Source organism: Achromobacter sp. UBA5777 (genome assembly GCF_002418565.1).
GTDB classification, from domain to species: Bacteria; Pseudomonadota; Gammaproteobacteria; order Burkholderiales; family Burkholderiaceae_B; genus Achromobacter; species Achromobacter animicus.
Map to the genome: position 1 here is coordinate 21,430 of NZ_DIEJ01000149.1, position 17,062 is coordinate 38,491.

The 17,062-nt window shown below is 66.4% G+C and carries 16 protein-coding genes; 13 read left to right on the forward strand and 3 right to left on the reverse strand.

Annotated features, from left to right (window positions below; genetic code table 11):
• Positions 1-16 precede the first annotated feature (16 nt).
• The 9 genes from B3446_RS11480 (at position 17) to ubiT (ending at position 8,092) form a co-directional block, all read left to right on the forward strand.
• The gene (locus B3446_RS11480; protein WP_191577468.1) at positions 17-778 is read left to right on the forward strand and encodes a peptidylprolyl isomerase; all 762 of its coding nucleotides are present in this window, start codon (positions 17-19) and stop codon (positions 776-778) included.
• Positions 775-1,773, forward strand: a complete 999-nt coding sequence (moaA, locus tag B3446_RS11485; RefSeq protein ID WP_291381095.1) for a GTP 3',8-cyclase MoaA — start codon at positions 775-777, stop codon at positions 1,771-1,773. The genes B3446_RS11480 and moaA overlap by 4 nt, the downstream gene beginning before the upstream one ends.
• Position 1,774: 1 nt before the next feature.
• A complete protein-coding gene (locus B3446_RS11490; RefSeq protein WP_191577466.1) occupies positions 1,775-2,440 on the forward strand; it encodes a carbonic anhydrase in 666 nt (221 codons plus the stop codon).
• Positions 2,437-2,934, forward strand: coding sequence for a molybdopterin-guanine dinucleotide biosynthesis protein B (mobB, locus tag B3446_RS11495; protein ID WP_291381098.1), 498 nt, complete (start codon positions 2,437-2,439; stop codon positions 2,932-2,934). Before B3446_RS11490 ends, mobB begins: the two co-directional genes overlap by 4 nt.
• 93 nt (positions 2,935-3,027) lie before the next feature.
• Positions 3,028-4,965 (forward strand): type IV pili methyl-accepting chemotaxis transducer N-terminal domain-containing protein, encoded by a 1,938-nt coding sequence (locus B3446_RS11500; RefSeq protein ID WP_175136325.1) that lies wholly within the window; start codon positions 3,028-3,030, stop codon positions 4,963-4,965.
• Positions 4,966-4,979: 14 nt separating this feature from the next.
• On the forward strand, positions 4,980-5,642 hold the full coding sequence (locus B3446_RS11505) for a response regulator (protein ID WP_175121305.1): 663 nt from the start codon (positions 4,980-4,982) through the stop codon (positions 5,640-5,642).
• 82 nt (positions 5,643-5,724) lie between these two features.
• Positions 5,725-6,741, forward strand: coding sequence for a ubiquinone anaerobic biosynthesis protein UbiU (gene ubiU, locus B3446_RS11510; RefSeq protein WP_105239174.1), 1,017 nt, complete (start codon positions 5,725-5,727; stop codon positions 6,739-6,741).
• Positions 6,738-7,631, forward strand: coding sequence for a U32 family peptidase (locus B3446_RS11515; protein ID WP_291381118.1), 894 nt, complete (start codon positions 6,738-6,740; stop codon positions 7,629-7,631). The genes ubiU and B3446_RS11515 overlap by 4 nt, the downstream gene beginning before the upstream one ends.
• Positions 7,628-8,092: a ubiquinone anaerobic biosynthesis accessory factor UbiT gene (ubiT, locus tag B3446_RS11520; RefSeq protein WP_291381103.1), complete on the forward strand. Its 465-nt coding sequence runs from the start codon at positions 7,628-7,630 to the stop codon at positions 8,090-8,092. Before B3446_RS11515 ends, ubiT begins: the two co-directional genes overlap by 4 nt.
• 42 nt (positions 8,093-8,134) lie before the next feature.
• Here the strand turns inward: ubiT and B3446_RS11525 are convergent, their stop codons facing one another.
• Both B3446_RS11525 and B3446_RS11530 read right to left on the reverse strand, forming a co-directional pair.
• On the reverse strand, positions 8,135-10,357 hold the full coding sequence (locus tag B3446_RS11525) for an ABC transporter permease subunit (RefSeq protein ID WP_291381105.1): 2,223 nt from the start codon (positions 10,355-10,357) through the stop codon (positions 8,135-8,137).
• Positions 10,358-10,534: 177 nt separating this feature from the next.
• Positions 10,535-11,557 carry an amino acid ABC transporter substrate-binding protein gene (locus tag B3446_RS11530; RefSeq protein WP_291381107.1) on the reverse strand — a complete coding sequence of 341 codons (1,023 nt, stop codon included), beginning with the start codon at positions 11,555-11,557 and terminating at the stop codon, positions 10,535-10,537.
• Positions 11,558-11,725: 168 nt separating this feature from the next.
• Here B3446_RS11530 and B3446_RS11535 point away from each other — a divergent pair, with 168 nt between their 5' ends.
• Together B3446_RS11535 and B3446_RS11540 are read left to right on the forward strand one after the other, a co-directional pair.
• The gene (locus B3446_RS11535; protein ID WP_291381109.1) at positions 11,726-12,865 is read left to right on the forward strand and encodes an aminotransferase class V-fold PLP-dependent enzyme; all 1,140 of its coding nucleotides are present in this window, start codon (positions 11,726-11,728) and stop codon (positions 12,863-12,865) included.
• 36 nt (positions 12,866-12,901) lie between these two features.
• Positions 12,902-14,197: an O-acetylhomoserine aminocarboxypropyltransferase/cysteine synthase family protein gene (locus B3446_RS11540; RefSeq protein WP_291381111.1), complete on the forward strand. Its 1,296-nt coding sequence runs from the start codon at positions 12,902-12,904 to the stop codon at positions 14,195-14,197.
• A gap of 37 nt (positions 14,198-14,234) precedes the next feature.
• Here B3446_RS11540 and B3446_RS11545 read toward each other — a convergent pair whose 3' ends face one another.
• Complete coding sequence (locus B3446_RS11545; RefSeq protein ID WP_291381113.1) at positions 14,235-15,164, reverse strand: AraC family transcriptional regulator; 930 nt, start codon at positions 15,162-15,164, stop codon at positions 14,235-14,237.
• 134 nt (positions 15,165-15,298) lie between these two features.
• On the opposite strand from B3446_RS11545, the gene B3446_RS11550 reads away from it, so the two are divergent.
• On the forward strand, positions 15,299-15,856 hold the full coding sequence (locus tag B3446_RS11550; protein WP_191577458.1) for a carboxymuconolactone decarboxylase family protein: 558 nt from the start codon (positions 15,299-15,301) through the stop codon (positions 15,854-15,856).
• Positions 15,853-16,998 carry an acyl-CoA dehydrogenase family protein gene (locus B3446_RS11555; RefSeq protein ID WP_291381116.1) on the forward strand — a complete coding sequence of 382 codons (1,146 nt, stop codon included), beginning with the start codon at positions 15,853-15,855 and terminating at the stop codon, positions 16,996-16,998. The genes B3446_RS11550 and B3446_RS11555 overlap by 4 nt, the downstream gene beginning before the upstream one ends.
• Positions 16,999-17,062 lie beyond the last annotated feature (64 nt).

The window sequence follows — 17,062 nt, forward strand, 5'->3', positions numbered from 1 at the left end:
GTCTTAGGAGCCGAACATGCCTGTCATCGTCAATGGCGTCGAACTAAACGACGCGGATCTGGAACGTGAACTTCCCTTGCACGCCGAGGCCGGCAATCCCATGCGCGAGGCCGTCACGGCCCTGGTGCTGCGGCGCGTCCTGCTGGACGAGGCCGGCCGGCAAGGTCTGGACTTGTCCGACGAGGAAAGCGCGATCGGCGCGTTGCTCGCCAGCCAGGCGCCGGCGCCCGAGGCCGACGACCAGGCGTGCCGGCGCTTCTATCAGATGCACCCCGAGCGTTTCATGGTGGGTGAACTGGTCGAGGCCGACCACATCCTGTTCCAGGTCACGCCCGACGTGAACCTGGACATGCTGAAGGCGCATGCCAACGTGGTGCTGACCGAGCTGCTGGCCGATCCCTCGCGGTTTGCGGAAGTTGCCCGCGAGCAATCCAATTGCCCGTCGGCCGCCATCGGCGGCAACCTGGGCCAGCTCGGCCGCGGCGACACCGTGCCCGAGTTCGAACGCGCGGTGTTTGCGTTGCCCTCGGGCGGGCTGCTGCCGCAGTTGCTGCAAACGCGGCATGGCCTGCACATCGTGCGCGTCACGCGCCGCGTTGAAGGCCGCCTTTTGCCTTACGAGCACGTCGCAAAGCAGATTGCGACGGCGCTCACCACCATGAGCCGCGACACCGCCTGGCGGCAATACACCAAGCTGCTGGTCGGGCGCGCCAAGATCTCCGGCATTGACCTGGACGACGGCGAACCCGAACGGGTCTTCGCCGGGAGCGCCGCATGATGGACGAGCCAGCCCCTGCCGTATTGGCGGACGGCTTCGGCCGCCGCATCGACTACCTGCGTGTCTCCGTTACCGATCGCTGTGATCTGCGTTGCAGCTATTGCCTGCCCAAGGACTTCAAGGGCTTTGAGACGCCGGCCAACTGGATGTCCCACGACGAGATGGCCCGGCTGGTCGGGTTGTTCGTGGGCCTGGGCGTGGCCAAGGTCAGGCTCACCGGCGGCGAACCGCTGCTGCGCAAGGGCGTGGCCGGGCTGGCTGCCACCATCGCCGCCATGCCGGGACTGCGCGACCTGTCCGTGTCCACCAACGCCACCCAGCTTGTGCGCCATGCCCAGTCGCTGCGCGCGGCCGGCGTGAGCCGCTTGAACATCAGCCTGGACACATTGGACGCCACGGCGTTCTCGCAGATCACCGGGCGCGACCGTCTGGATTCCGTGCTGGCCGGGCTGGCGGCCGCGCGGCAAGCCGGCTTTTCGCCGATCAAGCTCAATAGCGTGGTGCATGCGGCCACGCCGGAATCCGAAGTCCGCCGCCTGCTGTCGTATGCCGTGGAGCAGGGTTTCGTGCTGCGGCTGATCGAACCCATGCCCATGGGCGAATGCGGGCGCGGCTATACACACACCGATCTGAACGCAATGGGCGCGCGTCTCGCGGCCGATGCTGGCCTGGTGCCGTCGTTGTCCGAATCCCGCAACGGCCCGGCGCGCTATTGGACAAGCGGGCAGGGCGCGCCGGTGCTGGGCGTCATCACACCCATGTCGCGCCATTTCTGCGCCACCTGCAACCGCGTGCGGCTGGGCGTGGATGGCACCTTATATCTGTGCCTGGGCCAGGAAGACCAGGTGCCGCTCGGACACCTTCTGCGCGAGGGCGCCAGCGACGCCGAGCTCATCCAGGCCATCCGGGCGGGCATCGCCGCCAAGCCGGAGCGCCATGACTTCAACGCCCGGCCCGAACGCATCGTGCGCTTCATGGCGCAAACGGGAGGCTGATATGCAAGATCTTGAACGACTCGTCGGCGGCTTCCAGCGCTTTCAGCAGCAATACTACGAAGACGCGCCGTCGCTGTACCGCAACCTGCGCGACGGCCAGCATCCCAGCACGCTACTGATCGGCTGCTGCGATTCCCGGGTCGATCCGGCCATGCTGCTGGGGTGTGATCCCGGCGACATCTTCACCGTGCGCAATGTGGCAAACCTTGTGCCGCCGTGCAGCAAGGACCGCGGTCTGCAGGGCGTCCTGGCGGCCATCCAGTTTGCGGTTGAGCAATTGCAGGTCAGCCGCATCATCGTGCTGGGCCATGCGCAATGTGGCGGCATCCGCGCCCTGATGGAGCGGCGCATCCGCCGCGACGGTGAGACCGACTATCTGGGACGCTGGATGGACATCGCAGAACCGGCGCGTGAGCAGGTGCTGCGGCAGATGCCGGATGCCTCGAAAGAAGAGCGCCGGCGCGCCTGCGAACAGGCTTCCATCCTGATTTCCCTTCGCAATCTTGAAGACCTGCCTTTCGTGCGGCGGGCGGTGGACGCGGGCAGCCTGTCGCTGCATGGCTGGTACTTCGATCTGGTGGCGGGCGCTTTGCTGGCATACTCCCCGCGGGCAGACACGTTTTTGCCCATTGTGTGCCCCTTGCTGACGGAACCTGCGCTCGTATGACTCCTGTATTCGGTATCGCCGGCCGCTCCGGCAGCGGCAAAACCACCCTGATCGAAGCGATGCTGCCGCTGCTTGGCGCCCGCGGCCTGCGCGTGAACGTCATCAAGCACAGCCATCACGACTTCCAGATGGAGCCGCCGGGCAAGGATAGCGCGCGATTCCGCACCGCCGGCGCGCAGGAGGTCATGATCGCCTCGCCGTACCGGTACGCCATCGTGCACGAGCTGCGCGACGCGCCGGAGCCGACCCTGGAGGCGCAACTGGCGCGGCTGTCGCCCGCTGATCTGGTATTGGTCGAAGGCTTCAAGCAGGCGGCGATCCCGCGCATCGAGGTCTACCGTCCGGCGCTGGGCAAGCCGCCGCTGCACACGGAAGACCCTACGTTCCTGGCGGTCGTGACCGATGCGCCGCTGAACATCGCCTTGCCCTGCCTGCCGCTGAACGAACCCGCCCAGGTTGCCGATTTTCTGTGCCGCACGCTTGGACTGCGTTGAGCGCGTGAGTGACGCAATGGGCACGCACGCGCCGGATTGCCGGCGGGAAGCGACTACACTGACACCCGAACTGCGCTCCCAGCCCTGACATTCATGAAGTCCACCGATACCGCCGCCCAACCCGACGCGCTGCCATCGCCCCGGCACCGCCTGTCCACGCGCATCGTGGCAAGTTCACTACTGGCTCTGATCGTCGTGCTTTCCATGGTCAGTTGGACGCTGTGGCTGTCCTGGCAACTGGAAGGCGCGGGCGCGGCCATCAACGATACCGGCAGCCTGCGCATGCGGGCCAACCGCGTCGCCGTCGAGCTGATGCGGCCGCAAGCCGGGCGCGAAGTGCGCACCACGGAACAGATCGCGATTCTGGACGAGACCATCGCGCGGCTGGCGCGTGGCAATCCCGCGCGGCCGCTTTTCATTCCCAACGACAACGCCATCCGCGCCCAGTGGCACGACGTGGCTGCATACTGGCGCGACATCATGAAGCCGGCGGCCTTGCGTTCCATCGGCCAGCCGGATGCGTCAAGCTACCTGGAAACGCTACCCGAGTTCGTGGCCCGCGCCGATACGCTGGTGCGCATGATCGAACAGGACAACGCCGGCAAGACCACGTCGCTGCGCCTGTCGCAGGGTGTGCTGGCGGCGATTGCCAGCGCGGGCACCCTCGCCATGATCTACCTGCTTTATCTGTGGATCATTTCACCCGTGTTGCGCCTGCGCGACGGCCTGCAGCGCATGGCCGACCGCGAATTCAGCACCCGCCTGCCCGTGGAAAGCCAGGACGAGTTCGGCGTGCTGGCGCGCGGCTACAACCGCATGGCTGATGAACTTCAAGACCTGTACACCAGCCTGGAGCAGCGGGTGGAACAGAAGACGGCGCAGCTTGCCGCGCAGAACCGCGACATCGGTGCGCTCTACGACATGGCCGCGTTCCTGAACCAGCCCAATGAAATCGAGGCCATGTGCGATGGCTTTCTGCGCCGCGTCATGCTGCAGTTCGATGCGGAAGCGGGCAGCATCCGCGCGCTGGACCCCAACAACGAAAAGCTCAACCTCGTGGTGTCGGTGGGCCTGTCCGACGATCTGGTCGAATCCGAACACTGCATGAAGGTTGACGACTGCTATTGCGGCGTCGCCACCCGGCAGGCCGGCGTCATCGTCATCCAGGACTTCCGCCAATCGCCGCCCGACATGGATCTGAACTGCCAGCGCGACGGCTTTGCCAGCGTGGCGGTGTTCCGTATCGTGACGCGCGACGAAGTCCTGGGGTCCTATTCGCTCCATTTCCGCACGCAGCGCCGCCTGTTGGCGTCGGAGTCGCAACTGCTGGAAACGCTGGGGCAGCACCTGGGGGTGGCGCTGGACAACCGCCGCCTGAGCGCGCAGGCGCGTCAATTGGCCGTGGTGCAAGAGCGCGGGCTGGTGGCGCAGGGCCTGCACGACAGCCTGGCGCAAGGGCTGAACTTCCTGAACCTGCAATTGCAGATGCTCGATGCCGCCATCAAGCGCGGCGACGAAGAAGAAGTCAGCGAAATCCTGCCGCTGCTGCGCACCGGCGTAGACGAAAGCTATCAGGACGTGCGCGAACTCCTGACCAACTTCCGCAGCAAGCTGTCGCAGGGCGACCTGCAGGCGGCCATTGAAGACACGGTGGCGCGTTTCCGCCGCCAGACCGCCATCGACACGGATCTGACATTCAGCCAAGGCGAAGGCGCGCCGCTGCAGCCCGAGCAGCAACTGCAGGTCCTGTTCATCCTGCAGGAAGCGCTGTCCAACGTGCGCAAGCATTCCGAGGCCAGCCGCGTGCGCATCGCCGTGGAAAACGGCCGGGATTTCACCCTGCTGATCGCCGACGACGGGCAGGGGTATGATCCCGCCGATGTCGCCGAGCGCGGCGAATCCCACGTTGGCCTGCACATCATGCGCGAGCGCGCCGCTCGCATGCGCGCCGTGATAAAACTCGAATCGCAGCCCGGCGCCGGCACGCGCGTGGCGCTCACCTTGCCTGGCGCCGAACGCCAGGCCGCCTGACATCCCTGCCCATCATGACCATCCGCATCCTGCTCATCGACGACCACACCCTGTTCCGCTCCGGTGTCCGCCTGCTGCTGCAGCGCCAGCCCGACTTCGAGGTCGTTGCCGAGGCCGGGGACGGCGTCGAGGGCCTGAAGCGCGCCAAGGAACTCAAACCCGACGTCGTGCTGCTGGACCTGAACCTGCCCGGCTTGTCGGGGCTTGAAACGCTGCAGCTCCTGACGCAGGACCTGCCCACCTGCGCGGTCATCATCCTGACCGTGTCCGAAGAAGCCGACGAGCTTGGACAGGCGTTGCGAGACGGCGCCCGCGGCTATCTCGTCAAGAACATCGACGCAGACGCTCTGGTGTCCGCCATTCGCCGCGCGGCGAACGGCGAAGCCGTCATTGCGGACAGCATGACGGCCAAGCTGGTCGAGCAGTTCCGGGGACAGGCCAGCCAGACGCCGCCGCCTCCCGGCACCGCGGAACGCCACCGCCTTACCGCACGCGAAACGCAGATCGTGCAATGGCTGGCGCGCGGGGCCAGCAACAAGGTCATTGCGCGCGAACTGGATGTCAGTGAAAGCACCGTCAAGATCCATGTGCAGAACGTGCTGAAAAAGCTCAATCTGACCAGCCGCGTGCAGGTTGCGGTGTATGCGGTCGAGCGCGGCCTGTACACCGAGGAATAGTCCGATAAAAAGGCGCTACGCGCGCCGCGCGGTTTGATTTTCGACAAGGCCCGGGGGACGGGCGGCCCATAGACTGGCCGTCATGCAAACTCGAACCTCTCCCATAGAGCTCGTGGCCCCGGCCGGCAGTCTGGCCGCCTTGAAAGCGGCGATTGAAGCGGGCGCCGACACCGTCTATCTCGGGCTCAAGAACGCCACCAACGCCCGCAACTTTGCCGGGCTTAATTTCACCGAAGCCGACATCCGCGCAGGCGTCGAACTGGCGCATCGCCACAACCGGCACGTGCTGTTCGCCATCAATACGTTTGTGCAGGCCGGCCGCATGGCCGAATGGCAAGCCGCCGTCGATGCCGCCCACGACCTCGGCGCCGACGCCGTCATCATGGCCGATCCGGGCCTCTTGGCGTACGCCAGCGACCGCTATCCGGACCTGCGCCTGCATCTGTCGGTGCAGGGCTCGGCCACCCACACCGACGCCATCGAACTCATGAAGGAACAGTTCGGCATCCGCCGCGTGGTGTTGCCGCGCGTGCTGACACTGACGGAAATCGCGCGCATCTGCGCCAATGTCAGTGTCGAGGTCGAGGTGTTTGGCTTTGGCAGCCTGTGCGTCATGGCCGAAGGCCGCTGCCTGTTGTCGTCATACGCCACCGGCGACTCTCCCAACAACAAGGGCGTCTGTTCGCCGGCGCACGCGGTGCGCTGGGTCGAAGAAGACGGCCGCATGGACGCGCGCCTGTCCGGCATTCTCATCGACCGGTACGAACCCGGCGAACCGGCCGCGTACCCCACGCTGTGCAAGGGCCGGTTTGAAGTGGACGGGCAAGCCGACCACGCGCTGGAAGAACCCACCAGCCTGAACGCCATCGGCTTGTTGCCCAAGCTGGCCGAAATGGGCGTCTCTGCCATCAAGATCGAAGGACGTCAGCGCAGCCCGGCGTATGTCACGCAGGTGGTGTCCACGCTGCGCGCCGCGCTGGACAGCGTGCATGCGGACGCGTCGCGCTTCTCTCCGCGCCCCGAATGGAACGCCATGCTGGCGCGCCATGCCGAGGGTTCACAAGTCACACAAGGCGCTTTCGAACGTCCATGGAAATGACCCCAACCCCCTTCCAGATTTCCGTCGGCCCCTTGCTGTACTACTGGCCGCGCCAGCGCACCATGGATTTCTACGCCGCTGTCGCCGAAAGTCCGGCGGACATCGTCTACATCGGCGAAACGGTCTGTAGCCGGCGGCACGAGCTGCGCGCCGACGACTGGCTTGAACTGGCGCGTGATCTGCGCGCGGTGGGCAAGACCGTGGTGCTGTCGGGCCGCACGCTGATCGAGACGGGCGCCGAGGCCAGCGCCTTGAAGAAGCTATGCGAACAGCAGGACTTCATGGTCGAGGCCGGCGAACTGGGCGCGGTGCGCCATCTGAGCGGCCGCGGCTTTGTTGCCGGCCCGCACGTCAACGCCTATCACGGCGGCACGCTGACCTGGCTGGCGAACCGCGGCGCCGTGCGCTTTGTCGCCCCGCTAGAAATGGACGGACCCACGTTGGGACAATTGCTGCGCGAGCGTCCCGCCGGCATGCAGGCCGAAGTCATGGTGTGGGGCAGGATGGCGTTGGCGTTTTCGGCACGCTGCTTTACGGCGCGGCATTTCCGTCTGAAGAAAGACGACTGCGGTTTCCGCTGTATCGAGCATCCCGACGGCCTGGACATGCGCACCCGCGAATCGCGCGAATTTCTTGGCATCAATGGGATCCAGGTGCAATCGGCCGCATGCCTGGACCTGTTGGCCGAAGCGCCGGAACTGGTGGGCATGGGCGTCGAGGTCCTGCGCGTCAGCCCGCAATCGGCCGGCACGCTTGAGGCGATCGCCGCGCTGGACGCCACGCGCCGCGGCGCGAAGCCCGATGCGGTGTCGCCGCCCGAGGGCATCGGCCGCTGCAACGGTTACTACTACGGGCAGGCCGGCATCGGCCTGCAGGAGGCCGCCGCATGAGCGCAGCCCTGAATCTACCGCCCATGCTGGCCAAACTGGGCAAGCGTGTGCCGGGACCATTCGTGTCCCTGCATTTTGTCGCGGGACTTGAACTGGCCCGCCGCCTCAAGTGGTTGGAGCCGCCAGCCGAACTGAACGGACGCACCTTTGCCATCACCGTCGAAGACCTGGGGCTGCGCAGCAGCTTCGTGGTGCGCGACGGCGCCTTCCGGCCGCTGTGGAACAAGGGGCCGCAAGCCGCCGCCGAACTGGAACTTGGCGCGAAGCTGGCCGACTTTCTGGCGCTCATGCGCGCGGAAACCGATGCCGATACCTTGTTCTTTCAGCGCCGCCTGCGTATCGCTGGCGATACGGAATTGGGATTGATCGTCAAGAACTGGCTGGATGCGGCGCCGCGGCCGGCCTGGCTTCAGCGCATTAGCGCAGTGCATGGCGGGATCGGGAGCGGGGCGGGCGGCTGATCTTTCTGCCTAGGCGGTTTCTCCGCCCGGCTCGGCATCCCGTCATTTTCCAGTGCGCCCCTCCATGCGGCGCGCCACGCGCGACAGCGCCAAGCTGGCGGCTAGATACAACAGTGCCGCCGCCAGATACACCTCGACGTGATAGGGCCGCCAATCGGTGCCCGCGACTACCGCCTTGGCTGCGCCCAGCACGTCGAACACGCCGATGATGCTGACCAGCGATGTGTCCTTGACCGCGCCGACAAAGACACCCAGCGCGGCTGGCGCGGCGATGCGACGGGCCTGCGGCCAGATCACGTACGCATAGGCCAGCGCGGGCCGCATGCCCAGCGCGCGTGCGGCCATCATCTGCCCGGGCGGAATCGCCTGCAACGCGCCGCGCAGCACTTCAGCCAGCACACACGCGGTATGCAGGGACAGCGCGGCCAGCGCCATGCTGAACTTGGAGACGCCGCCGCCCAGCAACATGGGCAGCACAAATGACGCGAACAGCAGCTGGGTCACCAGCGGCACGCCCCGCACCGCTTCGATCAGACCTGCGGCGGCCAACGAACCGGCAGCGCTGCCGGACCGGCGAAGCAGGGCGAGCGCGAAAGCCAGCGGCACGGCAGCCACCAACGCGGCGATCGCCAGGATCAACGTGACGAGCAGTCCGCCCCAGCGTTGCGGTCCGATGACATCGCCGCCCCACGGCCAGCCGGTCAGCGCCGCCACGGCAACGGCAAACAGCGCAGCCAACAATACAATACGCATGCGCGCCGGTACGTGACGTGCGCCCAGGGCGACGCCGATGGCGGCCAGAAGCGCCAGGGATGCGATCAACGCGGGCCCCCGGTGCACGTCGGACATGGTGCCGTAGAACAACAGCGGCAGGTTTTCGCTGACGGCGGCCCAGCAGGCGCCCGCCGCATTTGCGCAGGTCATCGGGTCGCCTGACCATACGGCACGAAGCACCGCCCAATCGAGCAGTGACCAAGCCGCAGCGGCCAACAGCAAAGTCAGCACGGCAGACATCGCTTTGCGCCGAAGCGTCCTGACCTTGCGACCAGCGCTATCCCAGAATGCGCGGTCACCCAGGCGCGCGCCGTGCGTGTCGCCGGGGCCGTGCCGCGTATTGCGCGCGTTCCAGGCGGAGAGCCCGCCGCCCAGGCAGAGTGCCAGCGTCAGGTAAATGGTCACAGCAAGCGCAATGCCTTCCAGCGCCAACCCGGTTTGCGTGATGGCCGTGTTGATGACGGCCATCAGATCCTGATAACCGATGGCGATGGCGAGCGTGCTGTTCTTGATGAGCGCCAGGCATTGGTTGGCATAGGGCGGCAATGCGACGCGCGTGGCGTAGGGCGCGATAACCAGCCGCAGCACCTTGACGGGCGTGAGGCCCAAGGCCTGGCCGGCTTCGACCACGCCCACGGGAACAGCACGGACCGCGCCGCGCACGATGTCGGCGATGTAGGCGGCGTGAAAGACGACGAGACCGAGGGTCAATGCGGCAAATTCGATGCTGGGTTGCCAGCCGCCTTGCAAACCGAGCCCGCGCTTGACGGGCAGGTCGATCTGAATGGGGGGCAATAGCGCCCAGGTGATCGTGGCGGCGGCCAGTATTGCAGCGAGTATTGCGGCGGATACTGCGGCCGATACTGCGGCCGATGCGGCGGCAGACGAATCGGTCAACGCGGTGTTGCGCCATCGGCGGCGGGCGCACCAGGCCACCGCCAGCGCAGCAACTGCCACGCCCGCATACGGCAGCCACCCATGCAAGGCGGGTAAGGCCAACCCGCGATTGGACAGCAGCACGGAGGGCAGCGGAGACCACGCCTGGCGCAGATCCGGCAGCCGCAGCAGCAAGCCATACCAGACGAAAAGCTGCAACAGCACTGGCGTGTTGCGCAGCGGTGCGATGACCAGGGCGGCAACGCGGGCCGCCAGCGGGTTGGACGACAAGCTCAGAAATCCCAGGCCCACGCCCAGGGCAGTGGCCAGCGGTATTGCCACGAAGGCGACGGTCAGCGTATTGACCAGTCCCGCTGCCAGGGACATCCAGTAAGGATCTTCCGGGGTGACGTTGAGCAGGCTCTCAGAGATGCGGAACCCCGCCGGCTGAAAGAGAAAGCCGAATCCGCCCTGAATGCCACGGGCGGCCTGCACCGATTCGATGTGCAGCACCAGAATGGCGGCCATGCCGCCCAATCCCAGAATCCACGCCAGCGCGGGCAGCCAGCGGCGCCACGGGGCAGTCAACGAGGAAGGAAGCGTGGTGGCAGTCATGGCGGGCCGTGCGGCATCAATCAAAAAAACAAGAAGGGCGGACCCGGTGGCCCGCCAGCAAATCGTCCAGAGATGCGCAGCAGGCGATACACATCAAGCGATTTGCACCAAGCGATACGCATCAAGCGATTTGCACCAAGCGATTTGCACCAAGAGATACGCATCGATCGATACGCCTCACTGAAACGGCGGCGAATACAACAAACCGCCCTTATTCCATTGCGCGTTCAAGCCGCGTTCCAGCTTGAGCGGCGTCGCGGCTCCAAGGTTGCGGTCCCACACCTCGCCATAGTTGCCCACGGCCTTGATGGCCTGCCTGGCCCACGTTTCGTCCAGGCCGAAGCTCTTGCCGATGCCGGGATCCACGCCCAGCAGGCGGCGCACCTGCGCGTCGCTGCTTTGTGTCTGGCTGTCGGCATTCTGGGCGGTGATGCCCAGTTCTTCGGCGGCGACCAGCGCGTTGACCGTCCAGCGCACGATGGCGGCCCAGTTCGGGTCGTCCTGGCGCACGAAGGGCCCAAGCGGCGACTTGTTGATGCGCTCGGGCAAGATGACGAAGTCGTCGGGCTTGCTGGCGCGCGCGGCGCGGCTGGCGGCGAGTGTGGACGCATCTGACAGATACACGTCGCAGCGGCCTGCGTAGAAGGCCTGCTCCAGCTCGACCAGGTTTTCGATGACGACAGGGCGATAGCTGAGCTTGTTCTTCTTGAAGTAGTCGACCAGGTTCTGTTCATTCACCGTGCCGGGTTGCACGCAGACCTGCGCGCCTTCCAGTTCGGTGGCGCTCTTGACGCCCAGCTTGCGCGGCACCAGGAAGCCTTGGCCGTCGTAGAACACGATGCCGGCCGACGTGATGCCCAGCCCGGCGTCGCGGCCGGACGTGATGGTGGTGTTGCGGTTCAGCACGTCGATCTCGCCGGACTGCAGCGCCGGAAAGCGTTGCTGCGAGCTCAGCGGCACGAAGCGGGTCTTTTCCGGATCGCCCAACACGGCGGCGGCCAGCGCGCGGCACAGGTCGGCGTCAAGGCCGGTCCAGCGGCCTTGCTTGTCGGCGATCGACAACCCTGCCGAGCCCTGGCTGACACCGCACACGAGTTCACCGCGCTTCTTGATGGTGTCGACCGTGCCGGCCTGCGATGCGCCGGCAAGTGTCATCGCGGCGGCAATGCCCGCGGCCTTGAATAAATGATTCAAACGCATGCTGTTCCCATGATTGTTGTGTGCAAAAGAGGCACGAATTCTATGGGCGCGTAGCAGTTTGCCGAGCGACTTAATACTCATATCAATATAAAAACTAAGCCTTATCCAGATGCGCGTCATATACCTAGAATGCCCGCATGCCAGATGGTCTGGCGGAGCAGGTTACGCATGGCTTGGCAGGACGAATTCAGACAGCTGTTTCCCATCACGCGCGATAAGGCCTACGCCAACATCGCGTACACCAGCCCCTTGTCGCCGCGTGTGTCATCCGCGGTGGCGGGCTTCTTCGACAGCATCACGCATGCGCGCAGCGACAAGCCGCAATGGCTGCGCGATGCCGACGCCCTGCGCGTGCGGCTTGCCCGGCTGATCGGCGGCGACGCGCGCCGGCTGGCGTTCACCAAGAACACCACCGAAGGGTTGAACACGGTCGCGCAGGGGCTGGCCTGGAAGGAGGGCGACAACCTCATCGTCGACGATCAGGAACATCCCTCGAACGCCTTGCCGTGGCTCAATCTGCGCCGGCGCGGCGTACAGGTGCGCGTGGCGCAGGCGCGCGCGCATCGCTTCACGGTCGATGACCTCTGGCAGCACGTGGACGCCCGCACGCGTTTGATCGCGGTGTCGTGGGTGCAGTACGGCACGGGGCTGCGCACCGACATCCGGGAGCTGGGACGGCGCTGCGCCGAGCGCGGCATCTGGCTCGTGGTGGACGGCATCCAGGGCGCGGGCCTGTTGCGTGCGCAAGTGGACGACTGGAACGTCGACGCCTTTGCGTGCGGCGCGCACAAGGGCATGCTGGGTCCGCTGGGGGTGGGCTTGCTGCACGTGTCGCCACGGCTTCTCGATGCGCTGGACCCGTTCTACATCGGCCCGTCGGGTGTGACCACGCTGGACAAGTCCGGCCTGCAATGGCAGGCCGCGGTGTCGGACGCCAATGACGCGCGGCGGCTGGAGACCGGCAACCTGAACTATCCCGGCATCGCCGGCTGGGCGGGCGCGCTGGACCTGATCGAACAGGCGGGGCGTGAGCGCATCGAGTCCTGGGTGCTGGAACTGTCGCAGGCGCTGAGCGATGGACTGCGCAGCCTGGGCGCGCAAGTCGTGTCGCCGCCGGGCGATGACGTGCGCAGCACCACCACGGCGCTGCGCGTGGCTGATCCTGCGGCCGCGCTGGCGCATTTGACGCAGGCCGGTGTCGTGGCAAGCATCGTGGAGTATGGTTACGTGCGCCTGTCCGTGGGCGCCTATAACAACCATGAAGACATCGAACGCATTTTGCGCGCCGCGCGCGCGTTTGCGGCCTGATCTGAATTTTCAATCAAGTATTGACCGGAGAGACTGATGACTGAAGCGAAGAAGCCCAACTGGCGCCTGGAAACCGTGGCCGTTCATGGCGGCTACCGCCCCGATCCGACCACACGCGCGGTGGCGGTGCCCATCTACCAAACGGTGGCCTACGCGTTTGATGACACGCAGCACGGCGCGGACCTCTTCGATCTGAAGGTCGCGGGCAACATCTACACCCGCATCATGAATCCGACCACCGACGTGCTGGAGCAGCGCGTGGCGGCCCTGGAAGGCGGCATCGCCGCGCTGGCGCTGGCGTCGGGCCAGGCCGCCGTCACGTACGCGATCCTCACCATCGCCGAAGCGGGCGACAGCATCATTTCGTCCAGCACGCTGTACGGCGGCACCTACAACCTGTTCGCGCACACACTGCCGCAATACGGCATCACCACGCGTTTCGCCGACCCGTCCGATCTGGCCGCCTTCGAGGCGCAGATCGACGACCGCACCAAGGCCATCTTCGCGGAGTCGGTCGGCAATCCGCTGGGCAACATCACCGACATCGGCGCGTTGGCCGAGATCGCGCATCGCCACGGCCTGCCGCTGATCGTCGATAACACCGTGCCGTCGCCGTACCTGCTGCGCCCCATCGAGCACGGCGCCGACATCGTGGTGCAGTCGCTGACCAAGTATCTGGGCGGACACGGCACCAGCCTGGGCGGCGCCATCATCGACTCGGGCAAGTTCCCGTGGGCCGAGCACAAGGCCCGCTTCAAGCGGCTGAATGAGCCGGACGTCAGCTACCACGGCGTGGTCTATACCGAAGCCTTCGGTCCGGCCGCGTATATCGGCCGTGCCCGCGTGGTGCCGCTGCGCAACACCGGCGCGGCGATCTCGCCGTTCAATTCGTTCCAGATCCTGCAAGGCATCGAGACGCTGGCGCTGCGCGTGGACCGCATCGTGGAAAACGCAGTCAAGATCGCCAGCTACCTGCGCGAGCATCCGAAGGTGGAATGGGTGAATTACGCGGGTCTGCCGAATCATCCGGACCATGCGCTGGCCAAGAAGTACCTGGGCGGCAAGGTGCCGGGACTCTTTACATTCGGCGTGAAGGGTGGCCGCGACGCCGGCGCGCGCTTCCAGGACGCGCTGCAGCTCTTCACGCGCCTGGTCAACATCGGCGACTCCAAGTCGCTGGCGACGCACCCGGCATCCACCACGCATCGCCAGTTGAACGCCGAAGAACTGAAGAAGGCCGGCGTGCGCGAGGAAACCGTGCGCCTGTCCATCGGCATCGAGCACATCGACGACCTGATCGCCGATCTGGAACAGGCGCTGGCACAGGTGTAAGCGCGCGGGCCGACGGCCGCACCGGGCTGGAATCCGATCAGACCGATGCGGGCCGGCACCGTCGCAAGGCGGACGGCGCCATGCCTTCCGTGCGCTGGAACACCCGGCTGAAGGCGGCCTGGGACTGATAACCCACGCGTTCGGCGGCCTCCTGGATGCCCATGCCCTGATCCAGAAGCCGCCGCGCCACGCGCATGCGCAGCATCTGCAATAGCTGCGCGGGTGTGGTGCCGCTTTGCAGCGTGAAGCGGCGGTGGAAGGTGGCTTTGGACATGTGGACGCGGTCTGCCATGTCCTGCATGCTCCAGGGCGCGGCGGGCTCGGCCAGTATCGCCTGCAGCAGTCCGGCCATTGCCGGATCGCGCGCCAGCACGAAAAGGCCGTGCGCCTGGCGGTCCTGAATCGCCAGGTGGCGCAGCATGAAGAAGATCAGCAGATCTGTCAGGCGCTCCAGCACGACGGGCGAGGCGGAGGGCGCCCGTGTGGTTTCGTCCAGGATCAGGTCGAAAACACCGCGCGCGGCGCGAAAGCGGTCGTCGTCCGCGCGCAGCAGCAGGTAGTCGGGCAGGGTGTCGGCCAGCAAATCGGCGAGCCCTGGGCGAAACTGAAAGAACCCGCAGGCAAGGCCCGTGCCGTCAGGCTGACGCGGTGATAGCGGCTGCATCGGGCCGCATGCGGCGCCGGTGCTGGCGGACGGCTGCAGGGGCGTCAATACATGGGCGATGTCGCGCAGGAAAAAGATGCCGTCGCCGGCCGCCAGTGTGTACGACTCCTGGCGCGATGCAATGTCTGCGCGGCAACGGCCGTGCAGGATCAGGTGAAAACTGGCGCGGGCCCGCCCGCTGGTGCTGGCGGTCCAGTTGCCGCAGTATTGGCCCAGATGATAAAGACTGGATTGCACCTCCAGGCTGGACAGCAGCACGGCGTCCACGGCGGCTTGATCGGTGAGGGCGGAATCGAGGGTCAAGGTGGAGTTCGGTTATAAGCGCATAGCTGAAAGTCGATAAGATCTAGCATCAAGTTGCGATCCTCGTGCATTGTCGCTTGCGGTGCGCTGCACGCAAAATGGTGTTTTCAATCGATAGCCCAATGGAGAACTTCATGGCCCGTCTGACCGTGCACACCGCGCAAAGCGCGCCCGAACCCACTCAGGCGGCGTTGGCCGCAGCCGAGAAGGGCGCGGGGTATCTGTCCAACCTGCTTGGCGTGCTGGCCAGCGCGCCCGCCGCGCTCGAGGCCTATCAGACGCTGTCGCAGATCAATGCGCGCGCCGGCCTGACGCTGCAGGAGCGCGAGGTCGTGCAACTGGTTGCGGGCACGTTGCACGGCTGCACCTTCTGCGTGGCGGGCCACACCGCACTGGCGCGCAATAAGGCCAAGCTGTCTCCTGAAGTCGTGGATGCGCTGCGCGCGCAGGGCACGCTGCCCGACGCGCGCTTGCAGGCGCTGGCGGCATTTACGCAAGCCGTGATCCGCACGCGCGGCCGGGTCGACGACGCGGACCTCAAGGCCTTGCGGGATGCGGGCTTTACCGAGGGCAATGCGCTCGAGGTGATTCTGGGCGTGGGCCTGGCCACTATCTGCAACTTTGCCAACAACCTGGCGCAGACCCCCTTGAACGAACAACTGAGCGAATACGCCTGGAGCGGCGCCAAATGACGGCGCAGACCGCGACCCGGCATCCTGACCCCACGGACCTGGCCGGCGGCGCGATCCTGCCGCAGGACCTGCGGGATTGGCTCACACAACATGCCGAGGCGCTGGACGAGGGCACCCTTGACGCCGCCACAGTGTTGCCGCGGCTGGCGTCGGCGGGGCTGTTCCGCATCGGCGTTCCCGAGGCGCAGGGCGGCCTGGCCGGCACCGATACCGGCGACGCGATCGAGGCGGTGTCGCAGGTGGCCGAACTGTCGGTCGCCAGCGCGTTCGTCGCGTGGGGCCAGCGCGTGTTCATCGAATACCTGCTGACCAGTCCCAATGCGGCGCTGGCCGAGCGCTGGCTCGCGCCGTTGCTTGCCGGTGAACTGGCGGGCGCCACCGCGCTGTCCAACGCCATGAAGTTCCTGAGCGGCATCGAGTCGCTGCAGATCGCGGCACGCGATGTCGACGGACAGTGGACGCTGGACGGCCGCATGCCTTGGGTGACGAATCTGCGGCCGCAGGGCTTTCTCGTCGCGGCGGCCGTCACTGCGCCCGACGGCACGCCCGCGGTCGTCGCGCTGCCTCACGATATTGCCGGACTGGAACGCAGCGCGGACCTGTCGCTGCTGGCGCTGCAGTCCAGCAACACCGCTGCGCTGGACGTGCGTGGCGTGCGCGTCGGTCCTGAATGGCTGATCCACGCCGACGCGCGGCAGTACCTGCCGGGCGCGCGTCCGGCGTTCGCCGGCCTGCAATGCAGCTTGTCGATCGGCCTGGCTCGCCGGGCTTTGCAGGCGGCCGGGCAAGCCGGGCAGGGCCAGGCGTCGCGCGGCATCCTGGGCCAACCGTTGCAGGCGCTGTCCGAGCAGCTCCAGGACCTGACGGCCAGCCTCATCGCAGGCGTGCGCAGTCAGCGTTTTGTAGCCGAACCGTGGGCATTGTTCGAAATCCGCATTGCGCTTGCAGAAGTGGCGAACGCGGCGGTGCAGCTTGAACTGCAAGCCAGCGGCGGCGCGGCCTACCTGAAGCCCGGTGGCGCCGGCTTTGCGCGGCGCTGGCGCGAAGCGGCGTTCCTGCCCATCGTGACGCCGAGCCTGGTGCAGTTGAAGACCGAACTGGCCAAGCGCCAGGCCCGGCTCGCCGCGCAGGCCGCCTCATGACGACGGTGCCGCTGCCGGTGCTGCAGGCGCGGGGCTTGTCGCTACGCTACCCCGGCGCGGACGG